This is a genomic window from Aquamicrobium aerolatum DSM 21857 (genome assembly GCF_900113935.1).
Lineage (GTDB): Bacteria > Pseudomonadota > Alphaproteobacteria > Rhizobiales > Rhizobiaceae > Aerobium > Aerobium aerolatum.
The window spans coordinates 62,683-89,471 of record NZ_FORF01000011.1 but is presented as its reverse complement, the minus strand read 5'-3'; the positions used below and the strand labels follow the sequence as shown (position 1 = coordinate 89,471).

Annotated in this window: 27 protein-coding genes and 2 tRNA genes; 24 read left to right on the top strand and 5 right to left on the bottom strand. The window is 62.8% G+C overall.

The window, feature by feature from the left end; all coding sequences use genetic code 11:
• Positions 1–28 precede the first annotated feature (28 nt).
• Positions 29–104, bottom strand: a tRNA-Ala gene (locus BMZ42_RS10705).
• A 97-nt stretch (positions 105–201) separates the two neighbouring features.
• Positions 202–588, bottom strand: a complete 387-nt coding sequence (locus BMZ42_RS10700) for a TIGR02300 family protein (protein ID WP_091522199.1) — start codon at positions 586–588, stop codon at positions 202–204.
• A 320-nt stretch (positions 589–908) separates the two neighbouring features.
• Here BMZ42_RS10700 and aroA point away from each other — a divergent pair, with 320 nt between their 5' ends.
• The 7 genes from aroA to BMZ42_RS10665 all read left to right on the top strand — a co-directional run bounded on the left by aroA (position 909) and on the right by BMZ42_RS10665 (position 7,779).
• Entirely contained in the window at positions 909–2,249 is a 1,341-nt protein-coding gene (aroA, locus tag BMZ42_RS10695) for a 3-phosphoshikimate 1-carboxyvinyltransferase (protein WP_091522196.1), read from the top strand.
• Positions 2,250–2,334: 85 nt separating this feature from the next.
• On the top strand, positions 2,335–3,039 hold the full coding sequence (locus BMZ42_RS10690) for an SDR family oxidoreductase (RefSeq protein WP_091522049.1): 705 nt from the start codon (positions 2,335–2,337) through the stop codon (positions 3,037–3,039).
• An 8-nt stretch (positions 3,040–3,047) separates the two neighbouring features.
• Entirely contained in the window at positions 3,048–3,692 is a 645-nt protein-coding gene (gene cmk, locus BMZ42_RS10685) for a (d)CMP kinase (protein ID WP_091522046.1), read from the top strand.
• A 226-nt stretch (positions 3,693–3,918) separates the two neighbouring features.
• Complete coding sequence (gene rpsA, locus BMZ42_RS10680) at positions 3,919–5,616, top strand: 30S ribosomal protein S1 (RefSeq protein ID WP_091522044.1); 1,698 nt, start codon at positions 3,919–3,921, stop codon at positions 5,614–5,616.
• Between the two features lie 179 nt (positions 5,617–5,795).
• On the top strand, positions 5,796–5,993 hold the full coding sequence (locus BMZ42_RS10675) for a CsbD family protein (protein WP_091522042.1): 198 nt from the start codon (positions 5,796–5,798) through the stop codon (positions 5,991–5,993).
• Positions 5,994–6,132: 139 nt separating this feature from the next.
• Positions 6,133–7,164 (top strand): histone deacetylase family protein, encoded by a 1,032-nt coding sequence (locus tag BMZ42_RS10670; protein ID WP_091522040.1) that lies wholly within the window; start codon positions 6,133–6,135, stop codon positions 7,162–7,164.
• Between the two features lie 51 nt (positions 7,165–7,215).
• Positions 7,216–7,779, top strand: coding sequence for a DUF1993 domain-containing protein (locus BMZ42_RS10665; protein WP_091522038.1), 564 nt, complete (start codon positions 7,216–7,218; stop codon positions 7,777–7,779).
• A 12-nt stretch (positions 7,780–7,791) separates the two neighbouring features.
• On the opposite strand, the gene znuA is transcribed toward BMZ42_RS10665, so the two are convergent.
• Entirely contained in the window at positions 7,792–8,808 is a 1,017-nt protein-coding gene (gene znuA / locus BMZ42_RS10660; protein WP_091522036.1) for a zinc ABC transporter substrate-binding protein ZnuA, read from the bottom strand.
• 103 nt (positions 8,809–8,911) lie between these two features.
• On the opposite strand from znuA, the gene BMZ42_RS10655 reads away from it, so the two are divergent.
• From BMZ42_RS10655 to BMZ42_RS10630, 6 genes are all read left to right on the top strand, one after another.
• Positions 8,912–9,772, top strand: a complete 861-nt coding sequence (locus BMZ42_RS10655) for an ATP-binding cassette domain-containing protein (protein ID WP_091522034.1) — start codon at positions 8,912–8,914, stop codon at positions 9,770–9,772.
• Entirely contained in the window at positions 9,762–10,574 is an 813-nt protein-coding gene (locus BMZ42_RS10650; protein ID WP_091522031.1) for a metal ABC transporter permease, read from the top strand. The genes BMZ42_RS10655 and BMZ42_RS10650 overlap by 11 nt, the downstream gene beginning before the upstream one ends.
• Complete coding sequence (locus BMZ42_RS10645; protein WP_091522029.1) at positions 10,571–10,975, top strand: Fur family transcriptional regulator; 405 nt, start codon at positions 10,571–10,573, stop codon at positions 10,973–10,975. The genes BMZ42_RS10650 and BMZ42_RS10645 overlap by 4 nt, the downstream gene beginning before the upstream one ends.
• Before the next feature lie 136 nt (positions 10,976–11,111).
• On the top strand, positions 11,112–12,719 hold the full coding sequence (locus tag BMZ42_RS10640; RefSeq protein ID WP_091522026.1) for an amino acid adenylation domain-containing protein: 1,608 nt from the start codon (positions 11,112–11,114) through the stop codon (positions 12,717–12,719).
• Positions 12,716–12,976 (top strand): acyl carrier protein, encoded by a 261-nt coding sequence (locus BMZ42_RS10635; protein WP_091522025.1) that lies wholly within the window; start codon positions 12,716–12,718, stop codon positions 12,974–12,976. The genes BMZ42_RS10640 and BMZ42_RS10635 overlap by 4 nt, the downstream gene beginning before the upstream one ends.
• Positions 12,973–13,845 carry a hypothetical protein gene (locus BMZ42_RS10630; RefSeq protein WP_091522022.1) on the top strand — a complete coding sequence of 291 codons (873 nt, stop codon included), beginning with the start codon at positions 12,973–12,975 and terminating at the stop codon, positions 13,843–13,845. Before BMZ42_RS10635 ends, BMZ42_RS10630 begins: the two co-directional genes overlap by 4 nt.
• Positions 13,846–13,869: 24 nt before the next feature.
• Here BMZ42_RS10630 and BMZ42_RS10625 read toward each other — a convergent pair whose 3' ends face one another.
• Entirely contained in the window at positions 13,870–15,288 is a 1,419-nt protein-coding gene (locus tag BMZ42_RS10625; RefSeq protein ID WP_091522020.1) for a sodium:proton antiporter, read from the bottom strand.
• Between the two features lie 174 nt (positions 15,289–15,462).
• Between BMZ42_RS10625 and BMZ42_RS10620 the strand changes: the two genes are divergently transcribed.
• Positions 15,463–16,437, top strand: a complete 975-nt coding sequence (locus tag BMZ42_RS10620; RefSeq protein WP_091522018.1) for a complex I NDUFA9 subunit family protein — start codon at positions 15,463–15,465, stop codon at positions 16,435–16,437.
• 401 nt (positions 16,438–16,838) lie between these two features.
• Here the strand turns inward: BMZ42_RS10620 and BMZ42_RS10615 are convergent, their stop codons facing one another.
• Entirely contained in the window at positions 16,839–17,645 is an 807-nt protein-coding gene (locus BMZ42_RS10615) for an undecaprenyl-diphosphate phosphatase (protein WP_091522015.1), read from the bottom strand.
• Between the two features lie 156 nt (positions 17,646–17,801).
• Between BMZ42_RS10615 and BMZ42_RS10610 the strand changes: the two genes are divergently transcribed.
• The 10 genes from BMZ42_RS10610 (at position 17,802) to BMZ42_RS10565 (ending at position 26,784) form a co-directional block, all read left to right on the top strand.
• Complete coding sequence (locus BMZ42_RS10610) at positions 17,802–18,494, top strand: glutathione S-transferase family protein (RefSeq protein WP_091522012.1); 693 nt, start codon at positions 17,802–17,804, stop codon at positions 18,492–18,494.
• Positions 18,494–19,663, top strand: coding sequence for a tRNA epoxyqueuosine(34) reductase QueG (gene queG / locus BMZ42_RS10605; RefSeq protein ID WP_091522010.1), 1,170 nt, complete (start codon positions 18,494–18,496; stop codon positions 19,661–19,663). Before BMZ42_RS10610 ends, queG begins: the two co-directional genes overlap by 1 nt.
• On the top strand, positions 19,660–20,562 hold the full coding sequence (locus BMZ42_RS10600; protein WP_091522008.1) for an SDR family oxidoreductase: 903 nt from the start codon (positions 19,660–19,662) through the stop codon (positions 20,560–20,562). Before queG ends, BMZ42_RS10600 begins: the two co-directional genes overlap by 4 nt.
• Positions 20,563–20,620: 58 nt before the next feature.
• Positions 20,621–21,649 carry a penicillin-insensitive murein endopeptidase gene (mepA, locus tag BMZ42_RS10595; RefSeq protein ID WP_091522005.1) on the top strand — a complete coding sequence of 343 codons (1,029 nt, stop codon included), beginning with the start codon at positions 20,621–20,623 and terminating at the stop codon, positions 21,647–21,649.
• 69 nt (positions 21,650–21,718) lie between these two features.
• Positions 21,719–22,102 (top strand): methylglyoxal synthase, encoded by a 384-nt coding sequence (locus BMZ42_RS10590; protein WP_091522003.1) that lies wholly within the window; start codon positions 21,719–21,721, stop codon positions 22,100–22,102.
• 30 nt (positions 22,103–22,132) lie between these two features.
• The gene (locus BMZ42_RS10585) at positions 22,133–23,134 is read left to right on the top strand and encodes a glucokinase (protein WP_091522001.1); all 1,002 of its coding nucleotides are present in this window, start codon (positions 22,133–22,135) and stop codon (positions 23,132–23,134) included.
• 115 nt (positions 23,135–23,249) lie between these two features.
• Positions 23,250–25,058, top strand: a complete 1,809-nt coding sequence (locus tag BMZ42_RS10580) for an ABC transporter ATP-binding protein (RefSeq protein ID WP_091521999.1) — start codon at positions 23,250–23,252, stop codon at positions 25,056–25,058.
• A 2-nt stretch (positions 25,059–25,060) separates the two neighbouring features.
• Entirely contained in the window at positions 25,061–25,867 is an 807-nt protein-coding gene (dapB, locus tag BMZ42_RS10575) for a 4-hydroxy-tetrahydrodipicolinate reductase (RefSeq protein ID WP_420492462.1), read from the top strand.
• A 35-nt stretch (positions 25,868–25,902) separates the two neighbouring features.
• Complete coding sequence (locus BMZ42_RS10570) at positions 25,903–26,523, top strand: 2,3-bisphosphoglycerate-dependent phosphoglycerate mutase (protein WP_091521995.1); 621 nt, start codon at positions 25,903–25,905, stop codon at positions 26,521–26,523.
• Between the two features lie 176 nt (positions 26,524–26,699).
• Positions 26,700–26,784 (top strand) — tRNA-Leu (locus BMZ42_RS10565).
• The last annotated feature ends 5 nt before the right edge of the window (positions 26,785–26,789 follow it).

The following is a 26,789-nucleotide window of genomic DNA, read 5'->3' as shown; positions in this document are numbered from 1 at the left end:
ATCGGGTCGTAACAGGGAGGGTAGAATTTGGTGGAGCCAAGCGGGATCGAACCGCTGACCTCCTGCATGCCATGCAGGCGCTCTCCCAGCTGAGCTATGGCCCCATCAGACCGATGCGGCTGGGGTGCTGCACCGGTGTTAGAGGCGGCTTCTAACCCTGGCCGCCTCTAAGATCAAGCCTCTTTCGAGGTGTTTCTTCAATTAACCTTCGTCGTCGTCGTCGCCGACGCTGATCATGCCGGTGACGTCGTCCTCATCGTCCTCGTCATCGGCCAGGAAGGTGTCGTCATCGTCGTCGCCAAGGTCGACATCGTCATCGTCATCGTCGAGCGGAATCTCTTCGCCCTTCGCTTCGTCGTCGGCGTCTTCAAGAGACACCAGCTCGGCGCCCTCATCCTCCAGATCGACTTCCTTCTCTTCTTCGTCTTCCTCGTCTGCGACGACGGACATCTTGGTGGTGATGTCGAAGAAGGAACGTGGATAGCTCTGGCCCGTATAGGGAGAGACAATCGGATCCTTGTTGAGATCGTAGAATTTGCGGCCCGTTTCGGGGCAGATGCGTTTGGTGCCGAGATCGGGGTTAGCCACGTGCTGCCTCATAATTTTCTGCTTGCGATGAGACCGATCTGCACGTCGGTCCGTGGATGGGGGATCTTGCCTGCCAAGGCCGGCAGCCCCTGACGCTCTCATCAGAATTGCGGTCCCTTAACTGCAAGTCGACCCACTGTCAAAGCCTATATCCGCGTCGCCCGCCTCCTGCCCACAACTCGCGCCCGCGCATGTGCAGCGCGCATGAAAAGCGCTTTTCAGTCCTGACCCGTGTCCAGGGGATGACCGAACGCAGGTCGCATGGTACGACGCCGCAACAAAAACGCCACCACGACGTTGCGCCAGACCGGAATTTTCTCATGAATTCGTACGCTTTGCCCAATCCCTCCACAGCTTCACGTTCCGAAACGCTGACCGGCAGCATTCGTGTGCCGGGCGACAAGTCGATTTCGCACCGTGCCTTCATGTTTGGCGGCCTTGCTGCGGGCCAGACGCGCATCACCGGGCTGCTGGAAGGCGAGGACGTCATGCGCACCGGCGATGCCATGGTGGCCATGGGTGCGAAGATCACCCGCGCCGGTAATGAGTGGGTCATCGACGGCGTCGGCAATGGCTGCCTTCTGGAGCCGCAGGCGCCGCTCGATTTCGGCAATGCCGGCACCGGCTCGCGCCTGACCATGGGCCTCGTCGGCACCTATGACATGAAGACCACCTTCATCGGCGACGCCTCGTTGCAGAGCCGCCCGATGGCGCGCGTGCTCAACCCGCTGCGCGAGATGGGCGTTCAGGTCATCGATGCCGCGCCGGGGGATCGCCTGCCGTTGACGTTGCATGGCCCGCGGCGCGCCGCGCCGATCAGCTACCGCGTGCCGATGGCCTCCGCGCAGGTGAAATCGGCTGTGCTGCTGGCTGCCCTCAACACGCCGGGCATCACCACCGTGATCGAGCCGATCATGACCCGCGACCACACGGAAAAGATGCTGGCCGGCTTCGGTGCTGCACTCGACATCGAGACCGACGCGCAAGGCGTGCGCCACATCCGCATCGAAGGCGAGCCGCGCCTGAGCGGCCAGACCATCGCCGTTCCCGGCGATCCGTCCTCGGCCGCCTTCCCGCTGGTCGCAGCCCTGATCGTGCCCGGTTCCGACGTGACCATCGAGAACGTCCTGATGAACCCGACCCGCACCGGCATCATCGACACGCTGCTGGAAATGGGTGCCAGCATCGAGATCCTCAACCGCCGCGATGCCGGCGGCGAAGAGGTCGCGGATCTGCGCGTGCGCCATTCGCAGCTCAAGGGCGTTGTCGTGCCGCCTGCGCGCGCGCCCTTCATGATCGACGAATATCCGATTCTCGCCGTTGCCGCCGCCTTCGCCGAGGGCGAGACGGTGATGGATGGCATCGAGGAACTGCGCGTCAAGGAATGCGACCGCCTCGCCGCCGTCGCCCGAGGGCTTGAGGCCAACGGCGTCGACTGCACCGAGAGCGAGGCGTGCCTGACCGTGCGCGGTCGCCCCGATGGCAAGGGATTTGGCGGCGGCACCGTTGCCACGCATCTCGATCACCGCATCGCGATGAGCTTCCTCATCATGGGCCTTGCCACCCAGCACCCCGTCACCGTCGACGACCGCACGATGATCGCCACCAGCTTCCCCGAGTTCATGGGTCTGATGACAGGGCTCGGAGCGCTGATCTCCTAGCCCCTGCCTACTGCCTACTCCCCTCTTCCCTTAACCGCCTATTCCCCTACTCTCTCATCGACAGGCATACGCGAAAGGCGAGACCATGACTGACACCAAGGTTGCAATGATCGTCGGCGGCGGCAGCGGCATGGGTGCCGCATCGGCGCGCAAGCTTGCTGAAAACGGTTACAGCGTTGCCGTGATGTCCTCGTCCGGCAAGGGCGAGGCGTTGGCCAAGGATCTTGGCGGCCTCGGCTTCACCGGCTCCAACCTTTCGCCGGACGATTTGCAGCGCTTCACCGACATGACGATGGATCGTTTCGGCCGCATCGACGTGCTGGTCAACGGCGCCGGCCACGGCCCCAAGGGCGCGCTGCTCGACATCACCGACGCGCAGTGGCACGAAGGCCTCGACGTCTATTTCATGAATGTCGTGCGTGCGGTCCGCCACGTCGCCCCGGTGATGATCGCCCAAAACAGCGGTTCGATCGTCAACATCTCGACCGCCTGGATCGATGAGCCGAGCGCGATGTTCCCGACCTCCGCCGTCGCCCGTGCCGGTCTGTCCGCCTACACCAAGCTCTTCGCCGACAATTACGCCGCGCGCAGCGTGCGCATGAACAATGTCCTGCCGGGCTGGATCGACAGCCTGCCGGAAGTCGAGGCGCGGCGCGACGCGGTGCCGATGCAGCGCTATGGCAAGGCCGACGAAGTCGCCGACCTCGTCCTCTTTCTCGCCTCCGAAAAATCCTCCTACATCACCGGCCAGAACATCCGCATCGACGGCGGCCTGATGCGCTCCGTATAGGATTGCCGATGTCCGACCCGTTCATCATCGCCATTGACGGCCCCGCTGGCGCGGGCAAGGGCACCATGGCGCGCCGGCTGGCCGACCATTTCCATCTCAATCTGCTCGACACCGGCCTGACCTACCGCGCCGTCGCCCACCGCATGCTCACCTATGGCCTGCCATTGCAGAACGCGTCGGCAGCCGAGACCGCGGCGCGCCAGCTCGATCTGGGCGAGATGGATCGCGAGATCCTGTCCCAGCACGCGATTGGCGAAGCAGCGTCGCAAGTCGCCGTCATTCCGGCTGTGCGCCAGGCGCTGGTTGAAAAGCAGCGTGAATTTGCCCGCACCCTCCCCGGCGCCGTGCTCGACGGTCGCGATATCGGCACCGTCGTGTGCCCGGATGCGGACGTGAAGCTCTATGTCACTGCCACCGCCCAGGTGCGCGCGCAACGCCGCCTCGCCGAGATCGAGGCGCGTGGCGGCAGCGCCGAATTTGCGCAGATTCTGGCCGACATCGAAAAGCGTGATGCGCGCGACATGGGCCGCGCTGATTCGCCTCTGCGTCCTGCCAACGACGCGCACTTGCTCGATACGAGCGAAATGGATATAGAGACGGCCTTCCAGGCAGCGAAAACGCTGGTCGAAACGGCCATGGCTTCCCGGAAATAAGACCTGCAGCATCGAGCGACGTACACTTTTCCCGCTTCGGGAAGCAGAGTACGGCGCTTTTGTGCCAAGGACTTGCACCGGCCCGCCAGCATTGTCATGCGCCGGAATTGCCCGAAAGGGCGGTCGATCCGAAGCTCGGATCGCGATGTGAGGCGGACCTTTCGAAACGCAAACCACGGCGCGCGCCCGGAGGACCGGCAACGGTCAGGGCATTTCAGGAGCATCTATGTCGCAATCCAACCCAACCCGTGACGATTTCGCCAGCCTTCTCGACGAGTCGTTCTCGGCCGAGCATTCCGCTGAAGGTTCGGTCGTCAAGGGCCTCATCACCGCCATCGAAAAAGACATGGCGATCATCGACGTCGGCCTGAAGGTAGAAGGTCGTGTTCCGCTCAAGGAGTTCGGCGCTCAGGCCAAGGAACTCAAGGCGGGTGACGAAGTCGAAATTTACGTCGAGCGCATCGAAAACGCGCTGGGCGAAGCCATGCTGTCGCGCGAGAAGGCTCGCCGCGAGGAAAGCTGGGTCCGTCTCGAAGCCAAGTTCAACGCTGGTGAGCGCGTCGAAGGCGTCATCTTCAACCAGGTCAAGGGTGGCTTCACCGTCGATCTGGATGGCGCAGTTGCCTTCCTGCCGCGTTCGCAGGTCGACATCCGTCCGATCCGCGACGTCACCCCGCTGATGCACAACGCACAGCCCTTCGAGATCCTCAAGATGGATCGCCGTCGTGGCAACATCGTCGTGTCGCGCCGCACCGTGCTCGAAGAGAGCCGTGCCGAGCAGCGTTCGGAAATCGTCCAGAACCTCGAAGAAGGTCAGGTCGTTGAAGGCGTCGTCAAGAACATCACCGACTACGGTGCGTTCGTTGACCTCGGCGGCATCGACGGTCTGCTGCACGTCACCGACATGGCATGGCGCCGCGTCAACCATCCGACCGAAATCCTCAACATCGGTCAGACGGTCAAGGTGCAGATCATCCGCATCAACCAGGAAACCCACCGCATCTCGCTCGGCATGAAGCAGCTCGAGTCGGATCCGTGGCAGGACATCGGCACCAAGTTCCCGATCGGCAAGAAGATCACCGGCACCGTGACCAACATCACGGACTATGGTGCATTTGTCGAGCTGGAGCCGGGCATCGAAGGCCTCATCCACGTTTCCGAAATGTCGTGGACCAAGAAGAACGTCCATCCGGGCAAGATCCTGTCGACGACTCAGGAAGTCGACGTGGTCGTTCTGGAAGTCGACCCGCAGAAGCGCCGCATCTCGCTGGGCCTCAAGCAGACGCTCGAGAACCCATGGGAAGCGTTCGCACGCAACCACCCGGCTGGTGCGATCGTCGAAGGCGAAGTCAAGAACAAGACCGAGTTCGGCCTGTTCATTGGCCTCGAGGGCGACGTCGACGGCATGGTTCACCTGTCGGATCTCGACTGGAACCGTCCTGGCGAGCAGGTCATCGAAGAGTACAACCGTGGCGACATGGTTCAGGCGCAGGTTCTCGATGTCGACATCGAGAAGGAGCGTATCTCGCTCGGCATCAAGCAGCTGTCGCGTGACTCGATCGGTGAAGCCGCAACCTCGGGCGAACTGCGCAAGGGTGCGATCGTTACCTGTGAAGTCACCGATGTGAAGGACGGCGGCCTCGACGTCCGTCTCGTCGACCACGATCTGGAAAGCTTCATCAAGCGTTCGGATCTGTCGCGTGACCGTGACGAGCAGCGTCCAGAGCGCTTCCAGGTCGGCCAGAAGGTCGATGCACGCGTCATCGTCTTCGACAAGAAGACCCGCAAGCTGCAGGTCTCGATCAAGGCGCTGGAAATCGCTGAAGAGAAGGAAGCAGTCGCACAGTACGGCTCGACCGACTCCGGCGCGTCGCTGGGCGACATCCTCGGCGCGGCACTGAAGAAGCAGAACACCAAGGACTGATCGTCCTTTCACTGCTGAAAAATTGGAAACCGCCGGAGCAATCCGGCGGTTTTCTTTTGCGCTGTCCTCAAACGGCCCACCGCGCAGCTGATATTTTTTTTGAGGAACCCCTGCCCGTCTCGTTGCGTTGGGATTTTGCAAGGGACGCCAACGTCCCGACCAGAATGAAAGGACGCGACATGAACTGGAATCAGATCGAAGGTAATTGGGAACAGTTCAAGGGCAAGGTCCAGCAGCAATGGGGCAAGCTCACCGACGACGATCTCGACGTCATCAAGGGCAAGCGCCAGGAACTGGCCGGCCGCATCCAGGAACGCTACGGCAAGGCCCAGGAAGAAAGCGACCGCGAGATCGACGACTGGCTGCGCCGCGGCTGATCTCTCTCACTACCCTTACCCCAGCCCCGCCATCCGGCGGGGTTTTTTTTAACACCGCGACGCAATGGCAACTCGCTCGCGCCACCTTGCATCACCTCCCTCGCGCGGCATAGTCTGCGCGTCACTGCGAGGTCGTCCCATGAAAACCGTCTTTTCACCGCGCCATGTCGGCCATTCCGGCAATGTCGAGCTCGACACCAACGCCATCGTCGCGGCCTATGAAAAGCCGTCGCGCGCGCAGATCATCCGCGAGCGTGTCGAGGCCGTGGGGCTCGGGCCGGTGATCGAACCCAACGCGCACGACCTTTCAACCGCGCGAAAGATCCATGCGCACGACTATCTCGACTTCCTTGAAAGCGTCTATCCGCAATGGCTTGCAGCGGGGCATTCCGGCACGGCGATGCCCTATGTGTGGCCGACGCGCGGCGTGCGCGCCGATGTGCCGCCGACCAGCATCGAGGGCCGGATCGGCTATTACGCCTTCGATGCCGGCGCGACCTTCGTTGCGGGCACATGGGACGCCGTGAAATCGTCGCACGACAGCGCGCTGAGCGCCGCTCGGCTGGTGCAGGCAGGCGAACGCGCCGCTTTTGCCCTGTGCCGGCCACCCGGCCATCATGCCGGCTCGAATTTTGCCGGCGGCTATTGCTACATCAACAATGCTGCCGTCGCAGCGCAGTTCTTCCGCGACAACGGCGCGAAGCGCGTGACAATCCTCGACGTCGACTACCACCACGGCAACGGCACCCAGCAGATCTTCTACGCACGTGCCGATGTGCAGGTTCTCAACCTGCATGCCGACCCGCTGCAGGAATATCCCTATTTTCTCGGCCATGCCGATGAGACAGGCAGCGGCGCGGGCGAAGGCTTCAACCACAATTTCCCGCTGCCGCTCGGCACCGCATGGGAGGGCTGGAGCGCCGCGCTCGACAGCGCCTGCGATCTCGTCGCCGCCTATGCACCCGACGCGCTGATCGTCTCGCTTGGCGTCGACACGTTCGAGCGCGACCCGATCAGCAAGTTCCGCCTGACCTCGTCCGACTATCCCAAGATCGGCGCGCGGATCGCACGGCTTGGCCTGCCGACATTGTTCGTCATGGAAGGTGGCTATGCCGTCGAGGAAATCGGCATCAACGCCGTCGGTGTGCTGACGGGCTTCGAGCAAGACTGACGTCGCCTTATGCGTTAAATTGCAGCGGCAAGCCCCCAGGGAGCGCGTGTGATGGCAATCTCCCTTTACGAACTCAGCGTCCCGACTTTCCTGCAAACGCTGCGCGCGCTTGCCGGTGTACTTGAGCGCGCCGCGCTTCATGGCGCGGCCACCGGCACCGGCCCTGACGCATTCGTCCACGCGCGCCTTTATCCTGATATGGCGCCCTTCCATTTCCAGATCGAAGCGCTGCGCAACCACGCCGTATGGGGGCTGGACGCGATCCGCACCGGCGCATTCGAGCCGCCGCCGCTCGTCGGGCCGGTGCCGTTTTCCAAGCTGCGCGATCTTATTGGCGAAGCCATCACGACGCTTGAAGCGCTTGACCGCACCGAGGTGGACAGCTGGTCCGGAAAGACGCTGGACATCGACATCTTCCGTCCCGTCGATCCCGACCACGCATCGTCCTCGGCCTGGGCGGCCCGCAGGCTACCCATGACCGCAGAAACGCTGCTCCTGACCTACTCCATGCCCAACTTCTATTTCCACGCCGTCACCGCCTATAACATTCTGCGAACGCAAGGCGTGCCCATCGGCAAGGGCGACTATGAGGGGCAGCTGCGCACCCGCACCTGAAACCGCACAGCATCACCCTTCAGCAAGGCAGGTGGTGAACGATGTTGCCATGTTGCGGATGAGATCAAGATAAAGCTGCGGCCCGTCTTCAAGCTCCGCGCCCAGCGGGTCGAGCACCCCGGTCCGGGCCTTGGTGCCTTCCGCCACCACACCGACCAGACGCGGCTCGAACTGCGGTTCGGAAAAGATGCAGGCAGCATCAAGCTCCGCGATCCGCGCCTTGATGTCCGACACACGCTGCGCGCCCGGCGCGATCTCCGGGTTGACGGTGATCGAGCCGACGACGTTCACGCCGAAACGCTGCTCGAAATACTGGTAGGCATCGTGAAACACGATCACCGGCCTTTCGCGCACCGGCGCCAGCGCCGCGTCCACCTCGCCGACCAGCGCGTCGAGCTTGGCCGCATAGGCCTGCGCATTTTCCTTGTAGGCCTGCGCGTTCTGCGGATCGGCGGCGCGCAGTCGTTGCTCGATCTCGCCCAGCATCACCTTGGCGTTGAGCGGATCAAGCCAGAAATGCAGATCATGCTCGCCATGCGCGTGATCGTGCTCGTGGTCATGATTGTGGTCATGGGCGTGATCGTGCCCATCCTTGTGCCCATCCTTGTGGTCGTCATGGTCATGTTCGCCTTCATGCGCGTGTTCGCCATGCGAATGGGCTTCGAAAGGGCCGCCTTCGCGTTGCGGCAGCAAGGTCAGGCTTTCGATGGCGGCAAGTTCAACCGCTTCGGCCTTTTCTCCCAGCGTCTCGATCGGTGTCTTCAGAAATGTCTCCATCTGCGGTCCGATCCAGAAGATCAGCCGCGCATCCTGCAAGGCACCTGCATCGGAAGGGCGCAACGAATAGGCATGTTCGGAGCCGCTTGCGCGCACGATCAGATGCGGGGTTCCGACCCCTTCCATCACCGCCGCCACCAGCGAATGCACCGGCTTGATCGAGGTCACGACGCCGTCCAGCGCCAAAGCGGGCGTGGTGCAAAGCGCCGCTGTGGCGGCAAAAGCGAGTGCGAGGGGGCGCGAATGTTTCATGAGCATGTTCCGTCCAAGAAAGAGTGCCGGGAGATGTAATGGTATTACATTGTGTAATGCTATAACGTGTGCGATATGCATTTGGCAACCCCGGACATAAGCGATGAAGAACACCCCGAAATCCGATCGAACACCTCTCGTCAGCCTGCATGGCATTGGTGTCCAGCGCGCCGGGCGCTGGCTGGTGCGCAATGTCGAGTTCGACGTCGCGCGCGGCGAGATCGTCACGCTCATCGGACCCAACGGCTCGGGCAAGAGCACGACCGCCCGCACTGCCGTCGGCGCAATCCGCCCCGACGAAGGCTCCGTGACGCGCAAGCCCAGCCTCAAGATCGGCTACGTGCCGCAGAAGCTGTCGATCGACTGGACCTTGCCGCTCAGCGTCAATCGACTGATGACGCTCACCGAGCGGCGCTCGACGGCCGAGATCGAGGCCGCGCTGACCTCCGTCGGCATCCCGCATCTGGGAAAATCCGACGTCCAGGCGCTGTCCGGCGGCGAGTTCCAGCGCGCGCTGCTCGCCCGCGCGATGCTGCGCAAGCCCGACCTGCTCGTCCTCGACGAGCCGGTGCAGGGTGTCGATCTTGCCGGCGAAGTCGCGCTTTACGACCTCATCGGGCGCATCCGCGATGAGACCGGCTGCGGCATCCTGCTGATCTCGCACGACCTGCATGTCGTCATGGCGGCCACCGACACGGTGATCTGCCTCAACGGTCATGTCTGCTGCCGCGGCACGCCGCAATCCGTCGCTGCCAGCCCCGAATACCAGCATCTTTTCGGGGGCACCCGCGCCGCGCGCACGCTTGCCGTCTATCGTCACGATCACGACCACACCCATCTACCAGACGGGCGCGTGCAGCATTCCGATGGCTCGATCACCGCCCATTGCCACCCCGAGGATGGCCACCATCATGAGCATGACCATGATGGCCACGACCATGCGGAGCACCACCATGCTCGATGATTTCTTCAGCCGCGCGCTGATCGCCGGCATCGGCCTTGCGCTCACCACCGGCCCGCTCGGCTGCCTGATCGTCTGGCGCAGGATGGCTTATTTCGGCGACACGATGGCCCATTCGGCGCTGCTCGGCGTTGCGCTCGGCTTCCTGTTCGAGATCAACCTCACGGTTGGCGTCTTCATCGTTGCCGTCCTTGCGTCTCTCTCGCTGCTCGCCCTGCAAAAGCGCGGCTCGCTGTCGACCGACTCGCTGCTTGGCATCCTGTCGCACGCAACGCTCGCGCTCGGCCTCGTCACCATCGCCTTCATGTCGTGGGTGCGCATCGACCTGATGGGCTTCCTCTTCGGCGACATCCTGTCGGTGTCGCGTCTCGACATCGCGCTGATCTGGGGCGGCGGGGCGCTGGTGCTGGCCGTTCTGGCGCTTTATTGGCGCGCGCTTCTGGCCGCCACCGTCAATGAGGAACTGGCAGAAGCCGAGGGGCTTTCCCCCGACCGCTCGCGTCTCGTCTTCATGCTGATGATGGCGCTCGTCATCGCCATCGCGATGAAGCTTGTCGGCGTGCTGCTGATCACCGCGCTGATGATCATCCCCGCCGCCACTGCCCGCCGCTTTGCCGCCACGCCCGAGCAGATGGCGGTGATTGGTGCGCTGCTGGGCGCGGTTGCCGTCATCGGCGGACTGTTCGGCTCGCTCGAATTCGACACGCCATCCGGTCCGTCGATTGTCGTCGCCGCCCTTGTGCTGTTTCTTTTCAGCCTGCTGCCGCTTGCACGCAGCCGGCAAACCGAAAGGCCGCTGTCATGACCACCGCTGCTCCGCGCGAACTCACCCGCAACCAGTCGCTGGTCCTCGGCGCGCTCACCCAGGCCGAAGGACCGCTGTCAGCCTACACCATCCTCGACCGCCTGCGCGATGAAGGCTTCCGCGCGCCGCTTCAGGTCTATCGCGCGCTCGACAAGCTGCTGGCGAGCGGCCTCGTCCATCGCCTTGAATCGCTCAACGCGTTCATTGCCTGTGCTCATCCAGATTGCCACGGCCACGGCATGATCGCCTTTGCAATCTGCGGCGATTGCGGCCAGGTCAACGAGTTCACCGATGACGCCATCCGCGAACGTCTGGGCGCCTGGTCAGCGGCCAACGACTTCCAGACAGAGAAGACGATCGTCGAAATTCGCGGACATTGCGCCGCATGTCGCGCGCATTAGCAAAATCGCAAGCCCTGTCTTGTATCAGTGATGCCAAGCAGTCCCGAGATGACGCGACTTTCGCGCCAGGTCTTTTTCGTGGACGCCAAGATTTGTCCGGGGGGAGGCAATTCCTGATCAGGGTACAGGAGCGGATATGGCTGACGATTACAATATTGCGAGTGGCTTTGTAAGCTCAGCTCTTCGCTTTCCGGAACATCTGTTCCTTGCCGATTCTTTGAACAGCTTCAGCTATGGCCAGATGTACTCGCAGGCCGCGCAGCTGGCGGGGCATCTATCGGCATCTGGCCGGCCCAAGCGTGTCGGCATTCTTGGCACCCGCAGCGTCGAAGCCTATGCAGGCGTGCTCGCCGCCGCCATCGCTGGCGCCGCCTATGTCCCGCTTAACCTCAAATGGCCGCCGCAGCGCATCGCCGAATTGCTCGGCGTGCTCGATCTCGACGCACTGATCGTTGACGCCAATGGTGCCTCGCTGCTCACCGAAGCCGTGCTGGCATCTGCCCCCGCCATCATCGTCGTCGCCGATAAGGCAGCGCCGCTCAGCCCCGTTCCCGGCCAGACCATCACCCGCTTCGGCGAGATGGACGCACAACCGCTCGCGCAGCCTGTCCCGGTCGGCCCCGACGACCTGGCCTATATCATCTTCACCTCCGGCACGACCGGAACGCCCAAGGGCGTGATGATCTCGGCCGGCTCCCTTGCCAGCTACGTCGAAGAGAGCCGCCCATGGACGCAGCTGACGCCCGACGACCGTCTGGCGGAAACCTGCGACCTCACCTTCGATCTTTCCGTCCACAATCTGTTCCTCGCCGCCGAGGCTGGCGCGTCGCTGCATATCCTGACGCCGCTCGACATGCTGGCCCCAGCGCGCTTCCTGCGCGCCCGCGACATCACCGTCTGGATGTCTGTGCCCACGCTTGCGGCCACGATGCGCAAGGCCGGCGCGCTCAAGCCCGGCATCTTCCCGCATCTGCGCCTGTCGATCTTCTGTGGCGAACCGCTGCCGGCATCGCTTGCCAAAGCGTGGGCCGACGCAACCGTCGGCGGGCGGGTCGAAAACATCTACGGCCCGACGGAGGGCACCGTCATCTGCATGCGCCATACGCTGACCGAGCCGCCGCTGACCACCGGCGAGCGCGGCATCCTTGCCATCGGAACGCCCTATGAGACGATGACGGTCGCGATCCTCGATGCGCAGCAAAAGCCCGTCCCGGATGGCCTTCCGGGCGAGATCGCCCTCTCCGGCCCACAGCTGGCGCAGGGCTATCTCAACGCGTCGCCGGAGCAGGATGCGCGTTTCTGCATCCTTGATGGCCAGCGCTGGTATCTGACCGGCGATCTTGGCATGCGCGACGAAAACGGCGTCTTCCATCACCTCGGGCGCACCGACAATCAGGTCAAGGTCAAGGGCAACCGGATCGAGCTTGAGGAAGTCGAGGCACATTTGCGCCGCGCCTGCGACAGCGATGGCGTTGCCGTCGTTGCCTGGCCGCTGCTCGACGGCGTGCCGCAGGGGCTCGTCGGCTTTTGCACCAGCGCCCTCACGCCTGAACAGATCACGGATGCGCTGTTGACGACGCTGCCACGCTACATGGTTCCCGAGCCGGTCCATGTCGTCGCCACCCTGCCCGTCAACATCAATGGCAAGGTCGACAGGCGCGCGCTGATCGACCGTCTCGTGCACGAGCAGGCCGCGCCTGCAACCGCGCGCAATCTGGAACACACGTCGGAGGGCAAGCCATGACGCAATACGCAAGCGCCAGTGTGCGCGAAACCATCCTGCAGATTCTGGCCGAGCGGAAGCTGGGTCCGGCAGGCGAGCACGATCCGCTGTTTTCATCCGGTCTTCTGGATTCGCTTGCAGCGACAGAAGTGCTGATCCAGCTTGAGAGCGAATATGGCGTCGACCTCTCCGACGAGGATTTCGACATCTCGCGCATCGACACCCTGCATTCGCTCGAAGAGATGATCGAGGCACAGCCGGGACCGCGTCCCGGATGAAGCTCCGCCCCATCACGCGCGACGATTCGGCACTTGCGACGTCGCTGCTTGCCGAAGGTTTCCCGGCTCTGGCCGAGACGACATGGAAAGACAGCGTGACGCGGATCTTCGACTATGTCGAACGACGCGGCGAGCATGCGATCGGCTCGATTGTCACCGCGTCACGTGGCGATCTTGGCATCTGCCTTGCCATCCCCGCAGAGCGCCACGCCTTTGCCCAGCCGCCATCGACAATCTTCAATCTCGCCTGTTTCTACATGCGCCCCGGTGAAGAATGGCGCACACCGCTGGTCCTCAAGCGCCTGATGGCACAGACCACCGCAACCTATCTCGACCTGACCGCCTCGCCGGTGATGCGCGAGCTCAACCGCAAGATCGGTTTTGTCGATCAGGCGGGAGGCATGGTGATCGTGCCGCTGCTGCCGGCGGCTCTGCGGCCCTCGCCACACGTTCGTATCCATACGCTCGGTAGCGCGGCAGCCGCGCAACTTGATACGCGCCTGCGTGACCTGCTCGCCGCCCATAAAGCGCTTGGCTGCGTCGCTCTGATCGTTGAATGGCAGGCTGCGCTGCATCCGGTCATTCTCGCACCGGGCCGGCGCAAGGGCGTTGCAGGTGCGCGGGTGATCCTTGCGCCTTCACGCGCATTGTTGCGCGATGCGGCCGGCGCGTTGGCGCGGCATCTACTGGCGCGCGGATATCTGTTCATGGATTTCGATGGGGACAGCAAGGACGGCTTCCCGCCGTCCCTGTTCTGGACGCGCTCACCGCCCGTCCAGGTTCTCGGCGCCCACGACGCCGAGACGATTGACCTGACTTTTTCAGAACTCGTGTTCATCCCCCCTGCCGGGCTGCTGAATGGAGCGTGAGCAGCTGCGTGAGGCCCGCAGGCCTCACATGAAGAACAGGAAGCTCACCAGCACGAAGATCGGCAGCAGCACCACGCAGGACCAGGCCATGTAGCCAAAGAAGGACGGCATGTTGACGCCCTGGCTGCGCGCGATGGCATAGACCATGAAATTGGGTGCGTTGCCGATATAGGTGTTGGCTCCCATGAACACGGCACCTGCCGAAATCGCCACCAGCGTGCGCGACATCGTCGTCATCAACACCTGCGGATCGCCGCCGGCCATCTCGAAGAACACGATATAGGTCGGTGCATTGTCGAGGAACGACGAAAGGATGCCGGTCATCCAGAAATAGGCCGCGTCATTCGGGCTGCCATCGGCGGCGGTCACCAGCGACACCAGCGGCGCGAAGGCGCCGTCAAGTCCGGCCTGCAGGATGGCGATTACCGGAATGATGCAGATGAAGATGCCAGCGAACAATTTGGCGACTTCGAGGATCGGATGCCAGTTGAAGCCGTTGGCTTCACGATATTCCTTGCTCGACACCACCAGCGACACCAGCGCCAGGATCAGAATGATCGCATCACGCAGCAGGTTCTGAAGCTCCAGATGCACGCCCTGAATGGTGAAGCCGATGCCGGGCTTCCACATGCCGGACATCAGGATCGCGGCAATGACACCGCCCAGCAAAGGCAGGTTGACCAGGCCGCGCAGACGAAGGCGTGAATCCGGCGTCGGATCCGCAATCGGGGCCTGAGCGCCCTCACGCTTGTAAAGCCAGCTGTCCAGCAGGAAAAACACCACCAGTACGATGAGCCCGATCACGGCTGCGGGCGCCAGCATATGCGAGGCGGTCCAGAAGAAATCGACACCGCGCAGGAAGCCGAGGAAGAGCGGCGGATCGCCCAGTGGCGTCAGCGAACCGCCGATATTCGACACCAGGAAAATGAAGAAAACGATGACATGCACATTGTGCCGGCGATTGTCGTTGGCGCGGATGATCGGACGGATCAGGATCATCGACGCACCCGTGGTGCCGACCACCGATGCGAGCAGCGCACCGATCAGCAGAATTGCCGAATTGACCAGAGGTGTGCCGTGCAGATTGCCGGACACCAGAATGCCGCCGGAAATGGTGAAAAGCGCAAACAGAAGGATGATGAACGACATGTATTCGAGCAGCATCGCATGCAGCACCGCGCCGCTCGCCGCGCCGAAGCCGAACGCCATCAGCAATGGCACCATCACCAGAAGTGACCAGCCCGCAGCGATCTTGCCATAATGATGCTCCCACACATGCGGGAAGAACAACGGCCCGGTGGCGATGCACAAGAGTATGCCGGCAAAGGGCAACGCCCAAAGCAACGACATCGTCGCCCCCGGCAAGGCCTCCGCTGCAAAGGCGGGGTCTGGCAAAATAATGCCGATGGCGACGGCGATTGCCGCCAGCGTCCAAAATCGCATGGTGTTCCTCTTTCTTACGGTGCAAGCACAAGGCCGGGGGCGTTTCTAACTTGCAAGACGGCCAAGTGGAAGCATAAACGGACCAAGGTCACCCTTTCCGCGACCAACAGCACCCTTTGCCTTTGGCTGCGAAACGACTAAGAAGCGGCAGAAGAGGCAATCGGAGAGCCAGAGATGACCGCCATTTCCAAGGTCCCGCCGCTCGTCACCGTGTTCGGTGGATCGGGCTTTGTCGGACGATATGTCGTGCGTGCGCTTGCGCGTCGCGGCTATCGCGTGCGCGTTGCGGTGCGCAATCCGCATCTGGCAGGCCATTTGCTGCCGCTCGGCAATGTCGGTCAGATTCAGGCAGTGCAGGCAAATCTGCGGGTGCGCTGGTCGGTCGACCGTGCCGTCCAGGGCGCCGACTACGTTATCAATCTGGTTGGTATCCTCCACGAAAGCGGACGCCAGACCTTCGAGGCCGTGCAGGGCTTTGGCGCACGCGCAGTTGCCGAAGCCGCCCGCGCTGAAGGTGCAAAACTTGTTCACCTCTCCGCCCTCGGCGCCGATGCGCAGTCGGAAGCCGCCTATGCCCGCAGCAAAGCGCGCGGCGAACAGGCCGTCCTGGAGACCCTGCCGGACGCTGTCATCTTCAGGCCGTCGATCATCTTCGGACCCGACGACAGCTTCTTCAACCGCTTTGCCTCGATCGCCCGCCTTTCGCCGGCATTGCCGCTGATTGGCGGTGGCGAAACGCGCATGCAGCCGGTCTATGTCGTGGACGTCGCTGAGGCGATCGCGCGCGCCGTCGACGGTCAGGTCGAAGGCGGCCGCATCTATGAGCTGGGTGGGCCGGAAGTGAAGACCTTCCGCACTTTGATGAAAGACATGCTCGCCGTCATCGACCGCAAGCGTCTGCTCGTCTCGCTGCCATGGCCGGTCGCCGGACTGATGGGCTCCCTGCTCGGCATCCTGCCCAATCCGCTGCTGACCCGCGATCAGGTCACGATGCTCAAGAGCGACAATGTCGTCTCGGCCGAGGCGATCAGCGAAGGTCGCGATTTCGCTGCCATAGGGATTGATCCGCAAGCCGCCGATGCGATCCTGCCTTCCTATCTGTGGCAGTACCGCAAGGCAGGCCAGTTCACACGACCCAACGCGGCCTGACGCGCAGCTATCATCAATGATGTAAGAATGTCCGCGTCATGCCCGGCGCGGACATTCTTTTTTGGCGCTGGAAAACAATGAACATGGAAATCCGGACAAATTTTCACATCAGTTTTGCAGCTTGAAAATGTTTTGGACAAATTCTGGCTGAACGCTGCTCTGAAAATGCCCGAAAACAGGGAATTTCCATAATAAAACCAAGAGGATGTAAAACGTATCCACTTTCGGAAAACGACGAAACTCATCCACCTGTGGGTAATTCCCCTACGGCAGCCTTGCGAACTTGTGATTCGCGATCAATTACATGAGCATTATACCCTGTACAGGGAAGTTGATATCTGACCTATACGCGCTGCGGGGAGCGCGCGCGCGGGTTCGGGGCCACGAACCCGCGCGCCTTATCATCCCAACAAGATCAATCCGATAAGGCCGAGCGCGCCGACCAGTATGCGCCAGTAGGCAAACAGCGTGTATCCCTTGCGCGAGACGTAATCGAGCAGTTTGCGGATCACCAGCACCGCCGCGATGAAGGCGAAGACAAAGCCGGTCCCTATGATCGGCAGATCGTCGGGCGACAGGATGTGCCAGTTCTTGTAGAGGTCGTAGACAAACGCCCCCGCCATGGTCGGCATGGCAAGAAAGAACGAGAATTCGGCCGCCGAACGCTTGTCGGTCCCCGAAAGCAGCGCCCCGACGATGGTCGCGCCCGACCGCGAAGTGCCTGGAATCATTGCAAGACACTGGAACAGGCCGATTTTCAGATAGACCGACAGTGGAAATGCCGCCGCGTCGGTATATTTCGGCTCGACCTTGCGCTGATCGACCCACAACAGGATGAAACCGCCCAGAATCAGCATGACGCAGATGAGAATCGGTGTCTCGAAAAGCACGTTCTTGATGAAGCCATGCGCCATCACGCCGATGATTGCGGCAGGCAGAAAGGCGATCAGAATGCCGAGTACAAACAATTGGGTAGAGCGATCCGACGGCAGCTTCACAACCATGTCCCACAGCCGCCAGAAATAAAGCGTCAGCATCGCCAGCACAGCGCCAAGCTGGATCACCACCTCGAAAACCTTGCCGGTCGATTCGAAGCCGAGAAAATGACCCAGCAGCAGGATATGCGCCGTTGAAGAGACCGGAATATATTCCGTCAGCCCCTCGACGATGCCGAGAATTGCTGCTCCGACGATGGTCTGTTCGCTCATGCTCGCGACTCCCGGACGTTGGCGAAGAGGGGTTGCTTGTCAGGAAATAGTTGAGCGCCTATAGGTCGTGACACCCTCGCGCTCGACTCAAAAACGGGTTCGAGACTTAACTGCGCCGCCTTGAAAAGGCCAGAACGTTCTGTTCTCCACGAAACCATGCTGACCCTGTTTCATCACCCGCTATTTGCCAATTGCCGTTTTGTCCGCGTCTCCTTCGGGGAGTACGGGGAGGAACTTGCTCTGATCGAGGAAAAGCCCTGGCTGCGCCGCCGGGAGTTCCTTTCGCTCAACCCCGCCGCGACCTTGCCGGTACTGCTGGCCGAGGGCGACACGCCGATTGTCGGGGCAACGGTGATCGCCGAATATCTCGATGAGACGCGGGGCGTTCTGAAGCGCGACCGGCGGCTTTTTGCCGAAGACCCGTTCGTGCGCGCGGAAATCCGCAGGCTGGTCGACTGGTATCTGGTGAAGATGGAGGCGGACGTCGTTCGCCACCTTGTGCGCGAGCGCGTCCTGAAGCCGGTAATGGGCGCAGAATTTGGCGGCGGCTCGCCCGATTCGACGGCCCTGCGCGCCGCACGCGCCAATGTCCGCCAGCACATGAAATACACCAACTGGCTGGCCGGAACCCGCAACTGGCTCGCCGGCGCGCGCCTCACCTATGCCGACATGGCCGGGGCGGCTTCACTGTCCGTGCTCGACTATCTCGGCGAGATCAACTGGTCGGAATATCCGGCGGCCAAGGACTGGTACACGCGCATGAAATCGCGTCCCTCCTTCCGCCCGCTGCTGGCCGATCGGGTGCGGGGCCTAACCCCGACCTCGCATTACGCCGATCTGGATTTCTGATGGCCTGCGACCTGAGCCCAGTCCAGCAGGACCGGCTTCGGGGTTTTCTCAACGCTGAAGCGGAAAAGCTTGGCTTCGACGTTATCTCCATCACCAAGCCGGGCGCAACACCGCTCGCATACGGGCGACTGCACGAGTTCATCGAGGCGCAGCGCCATGGGTCGATGGAGTGGATGGCCGAGACCGCCGACCGGCGCGGCGATCCGCGCAGCCTGTGGCCCGACGTGCGCTCCGTCATCATGCTGGCGATGAATTACGGCCCGGACCACGATCCACGCGCGCTCTTGCAGCGCAAGGATCGCGCCGCGATTTCCGTCTATGCCCGCCATCGCGATTATCACGACGTCATCAAGGGCAAGCTGAAGGAACTGGCGCAGAAATTTGCCGCGCGAACCGGCGCGCAGGTGAAAGTGTTTGTCGACACCGCACCGGTGATGGAAAAGCCGCTGGCGGAAGCTGCTGGGATCGGCTGGCAGGGCAAGCACACCAATCTGGTGAGCCGTGATTTCGGCTCCTGGCTGTTTCTCGCCTCGATCTTCACCGAGGCGGACCTTGCCGCCGATGCGCCTGATCCACGCGGGCAATGCGGCTCGTGCCGCGCCTGTCTCGATGCCTGCCCGACCGGGGCGTTTCCCGCCCCGTACCAGATCGACGCGCGGCGCTGCATCTCTTACCTGACCATCGAGAACAAGGGACCGATCCCGCACGAATTCCGCGAAGCGATCGGCAACCGCATCTATGGTTGCGACGACTGCCTTGCCGCCTGCCCGTGGAACAAGTTTGCCCGCACCGCATCGGAAGCCAAGCTGGTGGCGCGGGAAGACCTGCGCGAGCCAAGGATCGCCGACCTGATCGGCCTCGACGATGCAGGTTTTCGCGCGCTGTTTTCAGGCTCGCCGGTCAAACGCATCGGGCGCGATCGCTTCATTCGCAATGTGCTGATCGCAGCGGGAAACTCGGGCGAGATGGCGCTGGTGCCGCAAGTCAGGACGCTTCTGGGCGATGCTTCGCCGCTGGTGCGTGGGGCTGCGGTGTGGGCCTTGTCGCGCCTTTTGTCGGCAACCGAGTTCGAGGCCGACACGCGCGACATGATGTTGCTGGAAACCGATGCCGAAGTGCTGGCCGAGTTCGGCGCGCCTGAGAGTTACAAAGAAGAGGTCTTGCCATGACATCCCGCTATTTCCTGTTCGGCGCCGGATACAGTGCAAAGGCTTTCGCGGCGCTGGCCCGGCGCGACGGCGCCCACATTGCCGGCACGACACGCAGGGCGGAGAATTTTTCCGCGTTGCAAGGCGGTGGAATCGCGCCGTTTGTGTTTGATGGATCCACGGCAAGCGGTGATCTTGTCGAAGAGCTGAAGCGGACGACGCATGTGCTGATATCGATCGCCCCCAACGGCGATGATCCGGTTCTGGCTGTCGCGCGCGCGGCGATTGCAACCGCAATGCCGCACCTGCGCTGGATCGGCTATTACTCGACGTTGAGCGTCTATGGCGATCATGAGGGACGCTGGATCAGCGAGGACGCGATCTGCGATCCGGTGTCGCGACACTCGCGCCAACGCCTCGATGCCGAACTTGCCTGGCAGGCGCTGGGGCGCGAAATCGGCGTCCCCGTCGCCATCATGCGCATTGCGGGAATTTACGGTCCGGGTCGCAACGCATTGGCCAATCTGGAAAGCGGCACGGCGCGGCGGATCATCAAGCCGGGACAGGTGTTCAATCGCATTCATGTCGACGACATTGCAGGCGCAACCTTGCTTCTGGCGCAGGGCAATCGCGGAGGCGTCTATAATTTCAGCGACGATCTTCCTGCACCGGCAGAAGATGTCGTCACCTTCGCGGCGGACTTGATGGGCGTTGCGCCTCCCCCTGAAATTGCATTCGAGGATGCCGATCTGTCGCCGATGGGACGATCCTTCTACGAAGAAACCAAGCGCGCCGCCAACGATGCACTGAAAGCGGAAGGGTATAGATTCGTGTATCCTGACTATCGCACGGCGCTTCAGGCAATGTGGGCCGACGGAACTTATCGTGGTGGCAATCGCGTATTGTTAGGAAGCCATTAACCGTGCCATCCGCAAGCTTGGCGTGATCGTGCGGGGGCGTTTGATCGGAGTTTCTTGCATGTTTGTGAAATCGTCGATCCGGCGCACCGTGCTCGCCCTTGGTGGCGTTGCAGCCATGCTGACGGCGGCTCCCGCCAGCGCCGATCCCTTGGCGAAAGAAGTGTTTGGTGCGCAGCGCCTGCCGGCCTTGTCGCAGGCGGCCGCTCACGGCACCTACTCCAAAGGCTGCTTCGGCGGCGGCGTCGCGATCGCCGAGGACGGGCCAAACTGGCAGGCAATGCGGCTGTCGCGCAACCGCCGCTGGGGTCACCCGGAAATGATCGCCACGCTGGAGCGCCTGTCGCGCGAAGCGGTTCAGGACGGCTGGCCGGGGCTCCTGCTTGGCGATATCTCGCAGCCACGCGGCGGGCCGATGCTGTCGGGCCACGCCTCCCACCAGATCGGGCTCGACGCCGATATCTGGTTTGTGCCGATGCCTGCCGGGCAGCGCCTGACCAAGGCACAGCGCGAGACGATGGAATTCGTCTCTCTGCTCAAGCCCAAATCGCTTTATGTTGACGACCGCAAGTGGACGCCCGCCCATGCAGCGGTGTTGAAACGCACCGCCAGCTATCCGAATGTCGAGCGCGTGCTGGTTCACCCGGGCATCAAGAAGAAGCTGTGCGACACGGTGACAGGAGATCGCTCCTGGCTGCGCAAGGTGCGCCCGATCTGGGGCCATGACGCGCATTTTCACGTGCGTATCGCCTGCCCGGCCGGATCGAACGGCTGCAAAAAGCAGGAGGCAGTGCCCAAGAGCGACGGCTGCGATGCCTCCTTGGCCTGGTGGTTCACTGACGAGCCGTGGAAGCCGGCCACCGGCCCCGCCAAGCCACGCGCTCGCGACGTGATGCGCCTTTCCGCATTGCCGGCAGCTTGCCAGGCAGTTGCCGCCGCGCCGGCGCCAGCATCGGAAGCGCTGGTGACGGTGACCGGGAGCGGACGGACCCTCGCCGCCGCGGCTGCCAGTTCGCCGGTTTCGGCCAGCGCCTTTGCACCCACGCCCGAGAGCAGCATCCCGCTTCCGTTTGGCAGGCCCGGCAACTGATCTTGACAGGTCGCGTTACGGCACCCTAAGACGATGCTAATCGATTTAATCACAGACTGGTAGGATGAAGTGGCTGACAGGCTGCGCCTTGCGTTGATCGCACACGACGCCAAGAAGGACGATCTGGTTCAATTCTGCGCTGCGTACCTGCCCTTGCTGGAACGCTGCGACATTGTGGCGACCGGAACCACCGGCCATCGCATCAGCGATGCCTATCCCAAGCTCAAGGTGCGCGCCTTGCGGAGCGGCCCGCTTGGCGGTGACCAGCAGATCGGCGCGCTGATCGCCGAAGGCGCGATTGACGCGGTCATCTTCCTCGTCGACCCGCTGACACCGATGCCCCACGATGTCGACGTCAAGGCACTGATGCGACTTGCCGTGCACTATGATATTCCCATCGCGCTGAACGTCGCGACGGCCCGGATGGTGCTGCAGGCGCACGAGGCACACTGAGCACGCACAACAGATCGGACCGCCGACACCATGCTGACATTTCCAGTTCTCATCGGCGACATTGGCGGCACCAACGCCCGGTTTGCGATCCTGACCGAGCCATCGGGCAAACCACTGGAATTTCCGACGATTGTCAGCGCCAGCTTCGAAACCCTCGATGAAGCGATCCGCGCCATCGTCCTCGATCAGACCCCGGTGATGCCGCGTTCGGCAGTGCTGGCGATTGCCGCGCCGGTCGAAGGGGACGAGATCGCGCTGACCAACAGCGCCTGGGTGGTGCGTCCACGCCAGATGTTCGAAACGCTCGGGCTTGATGAAATCATCGTTCTCAACGATTTCGAGGCGCAGGCTCTGGCCGTGGTGGCGCTCGGGCCCGACCAGATGGAAAAGATCGGCGGCGGCGAGCCTGAGCCCTACAGCCGCCGGGTCGTTCTGGGACCGGGCACCGGGCTGGGCGTTGCCGGTCTGGTTCATTCAAACGACATCTGGATCCCGATCCCCGGCGAAGGCGGCCATGTCGATATCGGCCCCCGCACCGCGCGCGACCTGCAGGTTTTTCCGCGCATCGAAACCATCGAGGGCCGCATTTCGGCCGAGCAGATGCTGTGCGGGCGCGGACTGGTGAATATCTACCGGGCCGTGTGCGCAGCTGACGGCGTCAGCGCCGGCTTCAACCTGCCGGCGCAGGTAACCTCCGCCGCGATGGACGGCACCGACCGGCAGGCGCAGGAAGCGCTCGATATCTTCGTCACCTGCCTTGGCCGCCTTGCCGGTGACCTCGCGCTGATCTTTTCCAGTAAGGGCGGCGTGTTCCTGACCGGTGGCATCGCCCAGAAGATCGTGCCGACGCTGAAGAGCGGGCGCTTCCGCGAAGCGTTCAATGACAAGGCTCCGCATAGCCAGATGATCGCCGACATTCCGGTCTATGTCATCACCGAACCGCTGGCCGCGCTGCGCGGGCTGGGCGCATTTGCCAGCACGCCGCAGCGCTTTGGCGTCGACACATCAGGGCGGCACTGGCGGCACGGCTGACGCGATTGCGACGACCTGCCCGGCAATTGACGATTGCACCCGATGGCCCGACAGGGCATAGCCAGACGCACAGGAACCAGTTTCGGAAACCAGTGGTTTGGCTTCAGACGCAAAGATGAACTCCGCCGCAAGGCAACAGGATGCGATCCTGCCCGTGCTCAAGCGCGTGCTTTCTGAAAACGCGCGCGATTATGTCGGGCTTTATATCGCAGCAATCGCCTGCCTGCTGGCGGTCGCCGGAGCAACAGCCTTCATCCCCTGGGTGATGCGCCCGCTGATCGACGACGTCTTCTATAACCAGCGCTTTGAACTGATCCCGCTGATCTGCGGCGCCATCGCGGTCGTGTTCTTCATTCGCGGCCTTGCCACTTACGGCCAGTCGGTGATCCTGGCGATGATCGGCAACAACCTTGTTGCCCGCTACCAGAAGCGCATCTTCGACCATCTGATGAAGCTCGGGCTCGACTTCTACTCCGAACAACGCTCGGGGCGTCTGGCCGCGCAAATCAACGAAAACGTGCTGGGCGTGCGCGACATGCTCGGCATGACGCTCAGATCCGTGGCTGGCGACGCGGTGCTGCTGATCGCGCTCGTCGGTGCAATGATCGCGCTCGACCCGATGCTGTCGCTGATCGCGCTGCTGATTGGCCCGCCGCTGGTCTATGCGGTCAACAAGATCATGCGCCGGCTGCGCCGCGTTGCGCGCCAGGCTGTCGAGGTCAATGCAAGGCTGGTCGGCGCGATGCAGGAGACCACGCAGGGCATCGCCGTGGTCAAGGCCTTCACCATGGAAGAGCAGCTGTCGCAGCGCATGGCAAAGCTGATCGCCGAGGCCGAGCAACGCGCCAACAAGATCGCGCGCGTCTCCGAGCGTGTGACGCCAATCTCCGAGGCGCTGGCAGGGCTGGCGATTGCCGGCGTCGTTGCTTACGCCGCCTATCGCGCCTCTGCCGATGGCACGCCGCCCGGCTCGATCTTCGCCTTCATCACCGCGTTGCTGCTGGCCTACGACCCCGCCCGCAAGCTGGCCCGCGTGCAGGTCAATCTCGAGCGCACGCTGGTCAATGCCCGCATGATCTACGAACTGCTCGATGTCGAACCACGCCAGCAGGACAAGCCCGGTGCGCCGGTGCTGACAGCAACACGCGGCGAGGTCCGGTTCGACAAGGTCAGCTTCGGCTACACGCCCGAGCGCAAGGTGCTGCAGGATGTCAGCTTCGTTGCGGAAGCAGGAAAGACCACCGCGATCATCGGCAGTTCGGGGGCTGGCAAGTCGACCATCGTGTCGCTGATCCAGCGCTTCTACGACCTGAATGCCGGCGCGATCAGAATTGACGGCACCGACATCGCGCAGGTCACCAAGGCATCGCTGCGCAGCCACATCGCCTATGTCTCGCAGCAGCCCTATCTGTTTGAGGGCACAATTCGCGACAATATCCGCTATGGCCGCCCCGGCGCGACCGACGCCGAAATCGAACAGGCAGCGCGCCTTGCCCATGCCGATGAATTCATCGAACGCATGCCTGATGGCTATGACACGCTTGTCGGCGAGAACGGCATGACCCTGTCGGGCGGCCAGCGCCAGCGCATCTCGATCGCCCGCGCCATCGTACGCAACGCGCCGATCCTGCTTCTCGATGAGGCGACATCGGCGCTCGACAATGAATCGGAAGCGTTGGTGCAGGAGGCGCTCGACACGGTGATGAAGGGACGCACCACGATCGTGATCGCGCATCGCCTGTCGACCGTGGTCAATGCCGACCATATCATCGTGATGGAAGCTGGCTCGATCATCGAGGAAGGCACCCACGAACAGCTTCTGGCCATCACCAACGGCGTCTATGCACGCTTTTACACCATGCAGACGGCGCGCGGCGAAACGCCTGACGGCGCTGTCTCCCAACAAGGAGTTTCGATCCCATGAGCATGCGTCTGGTTGTCGTCGGAGCTGGTGGGCGCATGGGCCGCGCGCTGGTTCGCGCCATTCATGAAACCGAAGGCGCAACGCTGGTCGGCGCTGTCGAGCGCAGCGGCTCGCCCCTGATCGGCGAGGATGCCGGTACGCTCGCCGGCGTTGGCCCGCTCGGCGTGGCGATTTCGGACGATCCGCTCGCAACCTTTGCAACAGCAGATGGTGTCCTTGACTTCACCACCCCGGCGGCGACAATCGAGTTTGCCGGCTATGCCGCGCAGGCCCGCATTGCCCACATCATCGGCACCACGGGCTGCACGTCAGAAGACGACGCCAAGATCGCTGCGGCAGCGCGTCATGCGCCGATCGTCAAATCCGGCAATATGAGCCTTGGCGTCAATCTTTTGGCCGCGCTGGTGGAACAGGCTTCCCGTGCGCTGAACGCCGCCGATTTCGACATCGAGATCGTCGAGATGCACCACAAGCACAAGGTCGATGCGCCATCCGGCACCGCCATCCTTCTGGGCGAAGCTGCTGCCGCCGGGCGCAAGGTCGTTCTGTCGGAAGCCTCGGTGCGCGGACGCGATGGCATCACCGGCGCGCGTGAAGAGGGCACCATCGGCTTTGCCTCCCTGCGCGGCGGCTCGGTCGTCGGCGACCATTCGGTGATCCTGGCGGGAGCCGGCGAACGTCTGGTCCTGTCGCACCATGCCGAAGATCGCGGCCTGTTTGCCCGTGGCGCGGTCAAGGCGGCCCTTTGGGCGCATGAGCGCAAGCCAGGCCTTTATTCCATGCGCGACGTGCTCGGCATCGGCGCCTGAATTCTGATCCCATTCGTCTAACGGAGTATTGCTGCATGTCCGGAACGCTGGTCCTCGTCCGTCACGGCCAAAGTGAGTGGAACCTCAAGAATCTCTTCACCGGCTGGCGCGATCCCAGCCTGACCGAACTCGGCCACAGTGAAGCAAAAGCCGCTGGCGCCCGTCTGGCTGCCCGCGAGCTGAAGTTCGATATTGCCTACACCTCAACCCTCAGCCGCGCCCAGCTGACCTGCCAGCACATTCTCGACGCCGTCGGCCAGTCTGATCTCGACACCGTGCGCGACGAAGCGCTCAATGAGCGCGACTATGGCGAGCTTTCGGGGCTCAACAAGGACGATGCCCGCGCCAAGTGGGGCGAGGATCAGGTCCATGTCTGGCGTCGCTCCTATGACGTGCCTCCGCCCGGCGGCGAGAGCCTGCGCGATACCGGCGCGCGCGTCTGGCCCTATTACATGCACACGATCCAGCCGCACGTGCTGCGCGGCGAGACCGTTCTGGTTGCCGCTCACGGCAATTCGCTGCGCTCGCTGATCATGGCGCTGGAAGGCCTTTCGCGCGAAGAGGTGATCAATGTCGAGCTCGCGACGGGTGTGCCGATCATCTACCGCCTGAACGCAGATTCGACGGTTGCCTCGAAAGAAGTGCTGGCCGGCTGACCCGGCTGCGCCGCGCTCTTCACGAGCGCGGCAACACAGCTGTGCAGGGATTTTTCGCAATTGCAGACTTTGTCGCCAGATACCCATTGACACAATGCGCGCTGCCGCTTACATCGGCGGCGCACCACGCATGAACCTTCGCTTCGAGCCCTTCGAAGCTGTTCACGCGGTCACTTGCCCAGGTGGCGGAATTGGTAGACGCGCACGGTTCAGGTCCGTGTGCCGCGAGGCGTGGAGGTTCGAGTCCTCTCCTGGGCACCATTCTC

What these genes read in the sequence shown, in the direction of transcription:
- BMZ42_RS10665 (WP_091522038.1), top strand. Translation starts at nt 7,216, where the DNA reads ATGGCAATCTCCCTTTACGAACTCAGCGTCCCGACTTTCCTGCAAACG.
- BMZ42_RS10580 (WP_091521999.1), top strand. Translation starts at nt 23,250, where the DNA reads ATGAACTCCGCCGCAAGGCAACAGGATGCGATCCTGCCCGTGCTCAAG.
- BMZ42_RS10690 (WP_091522049.1), top strand. Translation starts at nt 2,335, where the DNA reads ATGACTGACACCAAGGTTGCAATGATCGTCGGCGGCGGCAGCGGCATG.
- dapB (WP_420492462.1), top strand. Translation starts at nt 25,061, where the DNA reads ATGCGTCTGGTTGTCGTCGGAGCTGGTGGGCGCATGGGCCGCGCGCTG.
- BMZ42_RS10635 (WP_091522025.1), top strand. Translation starts at nt 12,716, where the DNA reads ATGACGCAATACGCAAGCGCCAGTGTGCGCGAAACCATCCTGCAGATT.
- BMZ42_RS10615 (WP_091522015.1), bottom strand. Translation starts at nt 17,645, where the DNA reads ATGAGCGAACAGACCATCGTCGGAGCAGCAATTCTCGGCATCGTCGAG.
- mepA (WP_091522005.1), top strand. Translation starts at nt 20,621, where the DNA reads ATGTTTGTGAAATCGTCGATCCGGCGCACCGTGCTCGCCCTTGGTGGC.
- BMZ42_RS10610 (WP_091522012.1), top strand. Translation starts at nt 17,802, where the DNA reads ATGCTGACCCTGTTTCATCACCCGCTATTTGCCAATTGCCGTTTTGTC.
- cmk (WP_091522046.1), top strand. Translation starts at nt 3,048, where the DNA reads ATGTCCGACCCGTTCATCATCGCCATTGACGGCCCCGCTGGCGCGGGC.
- znuA (WP_091522036.1), bottom strand. Translation starts at nt 8,808, where the DNA reads ATGAAACATTCGCGCCCCCTCGCACTCGCTTTTGCCGCCACAGCGGCG.
- BMZ42_RS10670 (WP_091522040.1), top strand. Translation starts at nt 6,133, where the DNA reads ATGAAAACCGTCTTTTCACCGCGCCATGTCGGCCATTCCGGCAATGTC.
- BMZ42_RS10630 (WP_091522022.1), top strand. Translation starts at nt 12,973, where the DNA reads ATGAAGCTCCGCCCCATCACGCGCGACGATTCGGCACTTGCGACGTCG.
- queG (WP_091522010.1), top strand. Translation starts at nt 18,494, where the DNA reads ATGGCCTGCGACCTGAGCCCAGTCCAGCAGGACCGGCTTCGGGGTTTT.
- rpsA (WP_091522044.1), top strand. Translation starts at nt 3,919, where the DNA reads ATGTCGCAATCCAACCCAACCCGTGACGATTTCGCCAGCCTTCTCGAC.
- BMZ42_RS10650 (WP_091522031.1), top strand. Translation starts at nt 9,762, where the DNA reads ATGCTCGATGATTTCTTCAGCCGCGCGCTGATCGCCGGCATCGGCCTT.
- BMZ42_RS10645 (WP_091522029.1), top strand. Translation starts at nt 10,571, where the DNA reads ATGACCACCGCTGCTCCGCGCGAACTCACCCGCAACCAGTCGCTGGTC.
- BMZ42_RS10620 (WP_091522018.1), top strand. Translation starts at nt 15,463, where the DNA reads ATGACCGCCATTTCCAAGGTCCCGCCGCTCGTCACCGTGTTCGGTGGA.
- BMZ42_RS10655 (WP_091522034.1), top strand. Translation starts at nt 8,912, where the DNA reads ATGAAGAACACCCCGAAATCCGATCGAACACCTCTCGTCAGCCTGCAT.
- BMZ42_RS10675 (WP_091522042.1), top strand. Translation starts at nt 5,796, where the DNA reads ATGAACTGGAATCAGATCGAAGGTAATTGGGAACAGTTCAAGGGCAAG.
- BMZ42_RS10570 (WP_091521995.1), top strand. Translation starts at nt 25,903, where the DNA reads ATGTCCGGAACGCTGGTCCTCGTCCGTCACGGCCAAAGTGAGTGGAAC.
- BMZ42_RS10640 (WP_091522026.1), top strand. Translation starts at nt 11,112, where the DNA reads ATGGCTGACGATTACAATATTGCGAGTGGCTTTGTAAGCTCAGCTCTT.
- BMZ42_RS10600 (WP_091522008.1), top strand. Translation starts at nt 19,660, where the DNA reads ATGACATCCCGCTATTTCCTGTTCGGCGCCGGATACAGTGCAAAGGCT.
- aroA (WP_091522196.1), top strand. Translation starts at nt 909, where the DNA reads ATGAATTCGTACGCTTTGCCCAATCCCTCCACAGCTTCACGTTCCGAA.
- BMZ42_RS10585 (WP_091522001.1), top strand. Translation starts at nt 22,133, where the DNA reads ATGCTGACATTTCCAGTTCTCATCGGCGACATTGGCGGCACCAACGCC.
- BMZ42_RS10625 (WP_091522020.1), bottom strand. Translation starts at nt 15,288, where the DNA reads ATGCGATTTTGGACGCTGGCGGCAATCGCCGTCGCCATCGGCATTATT.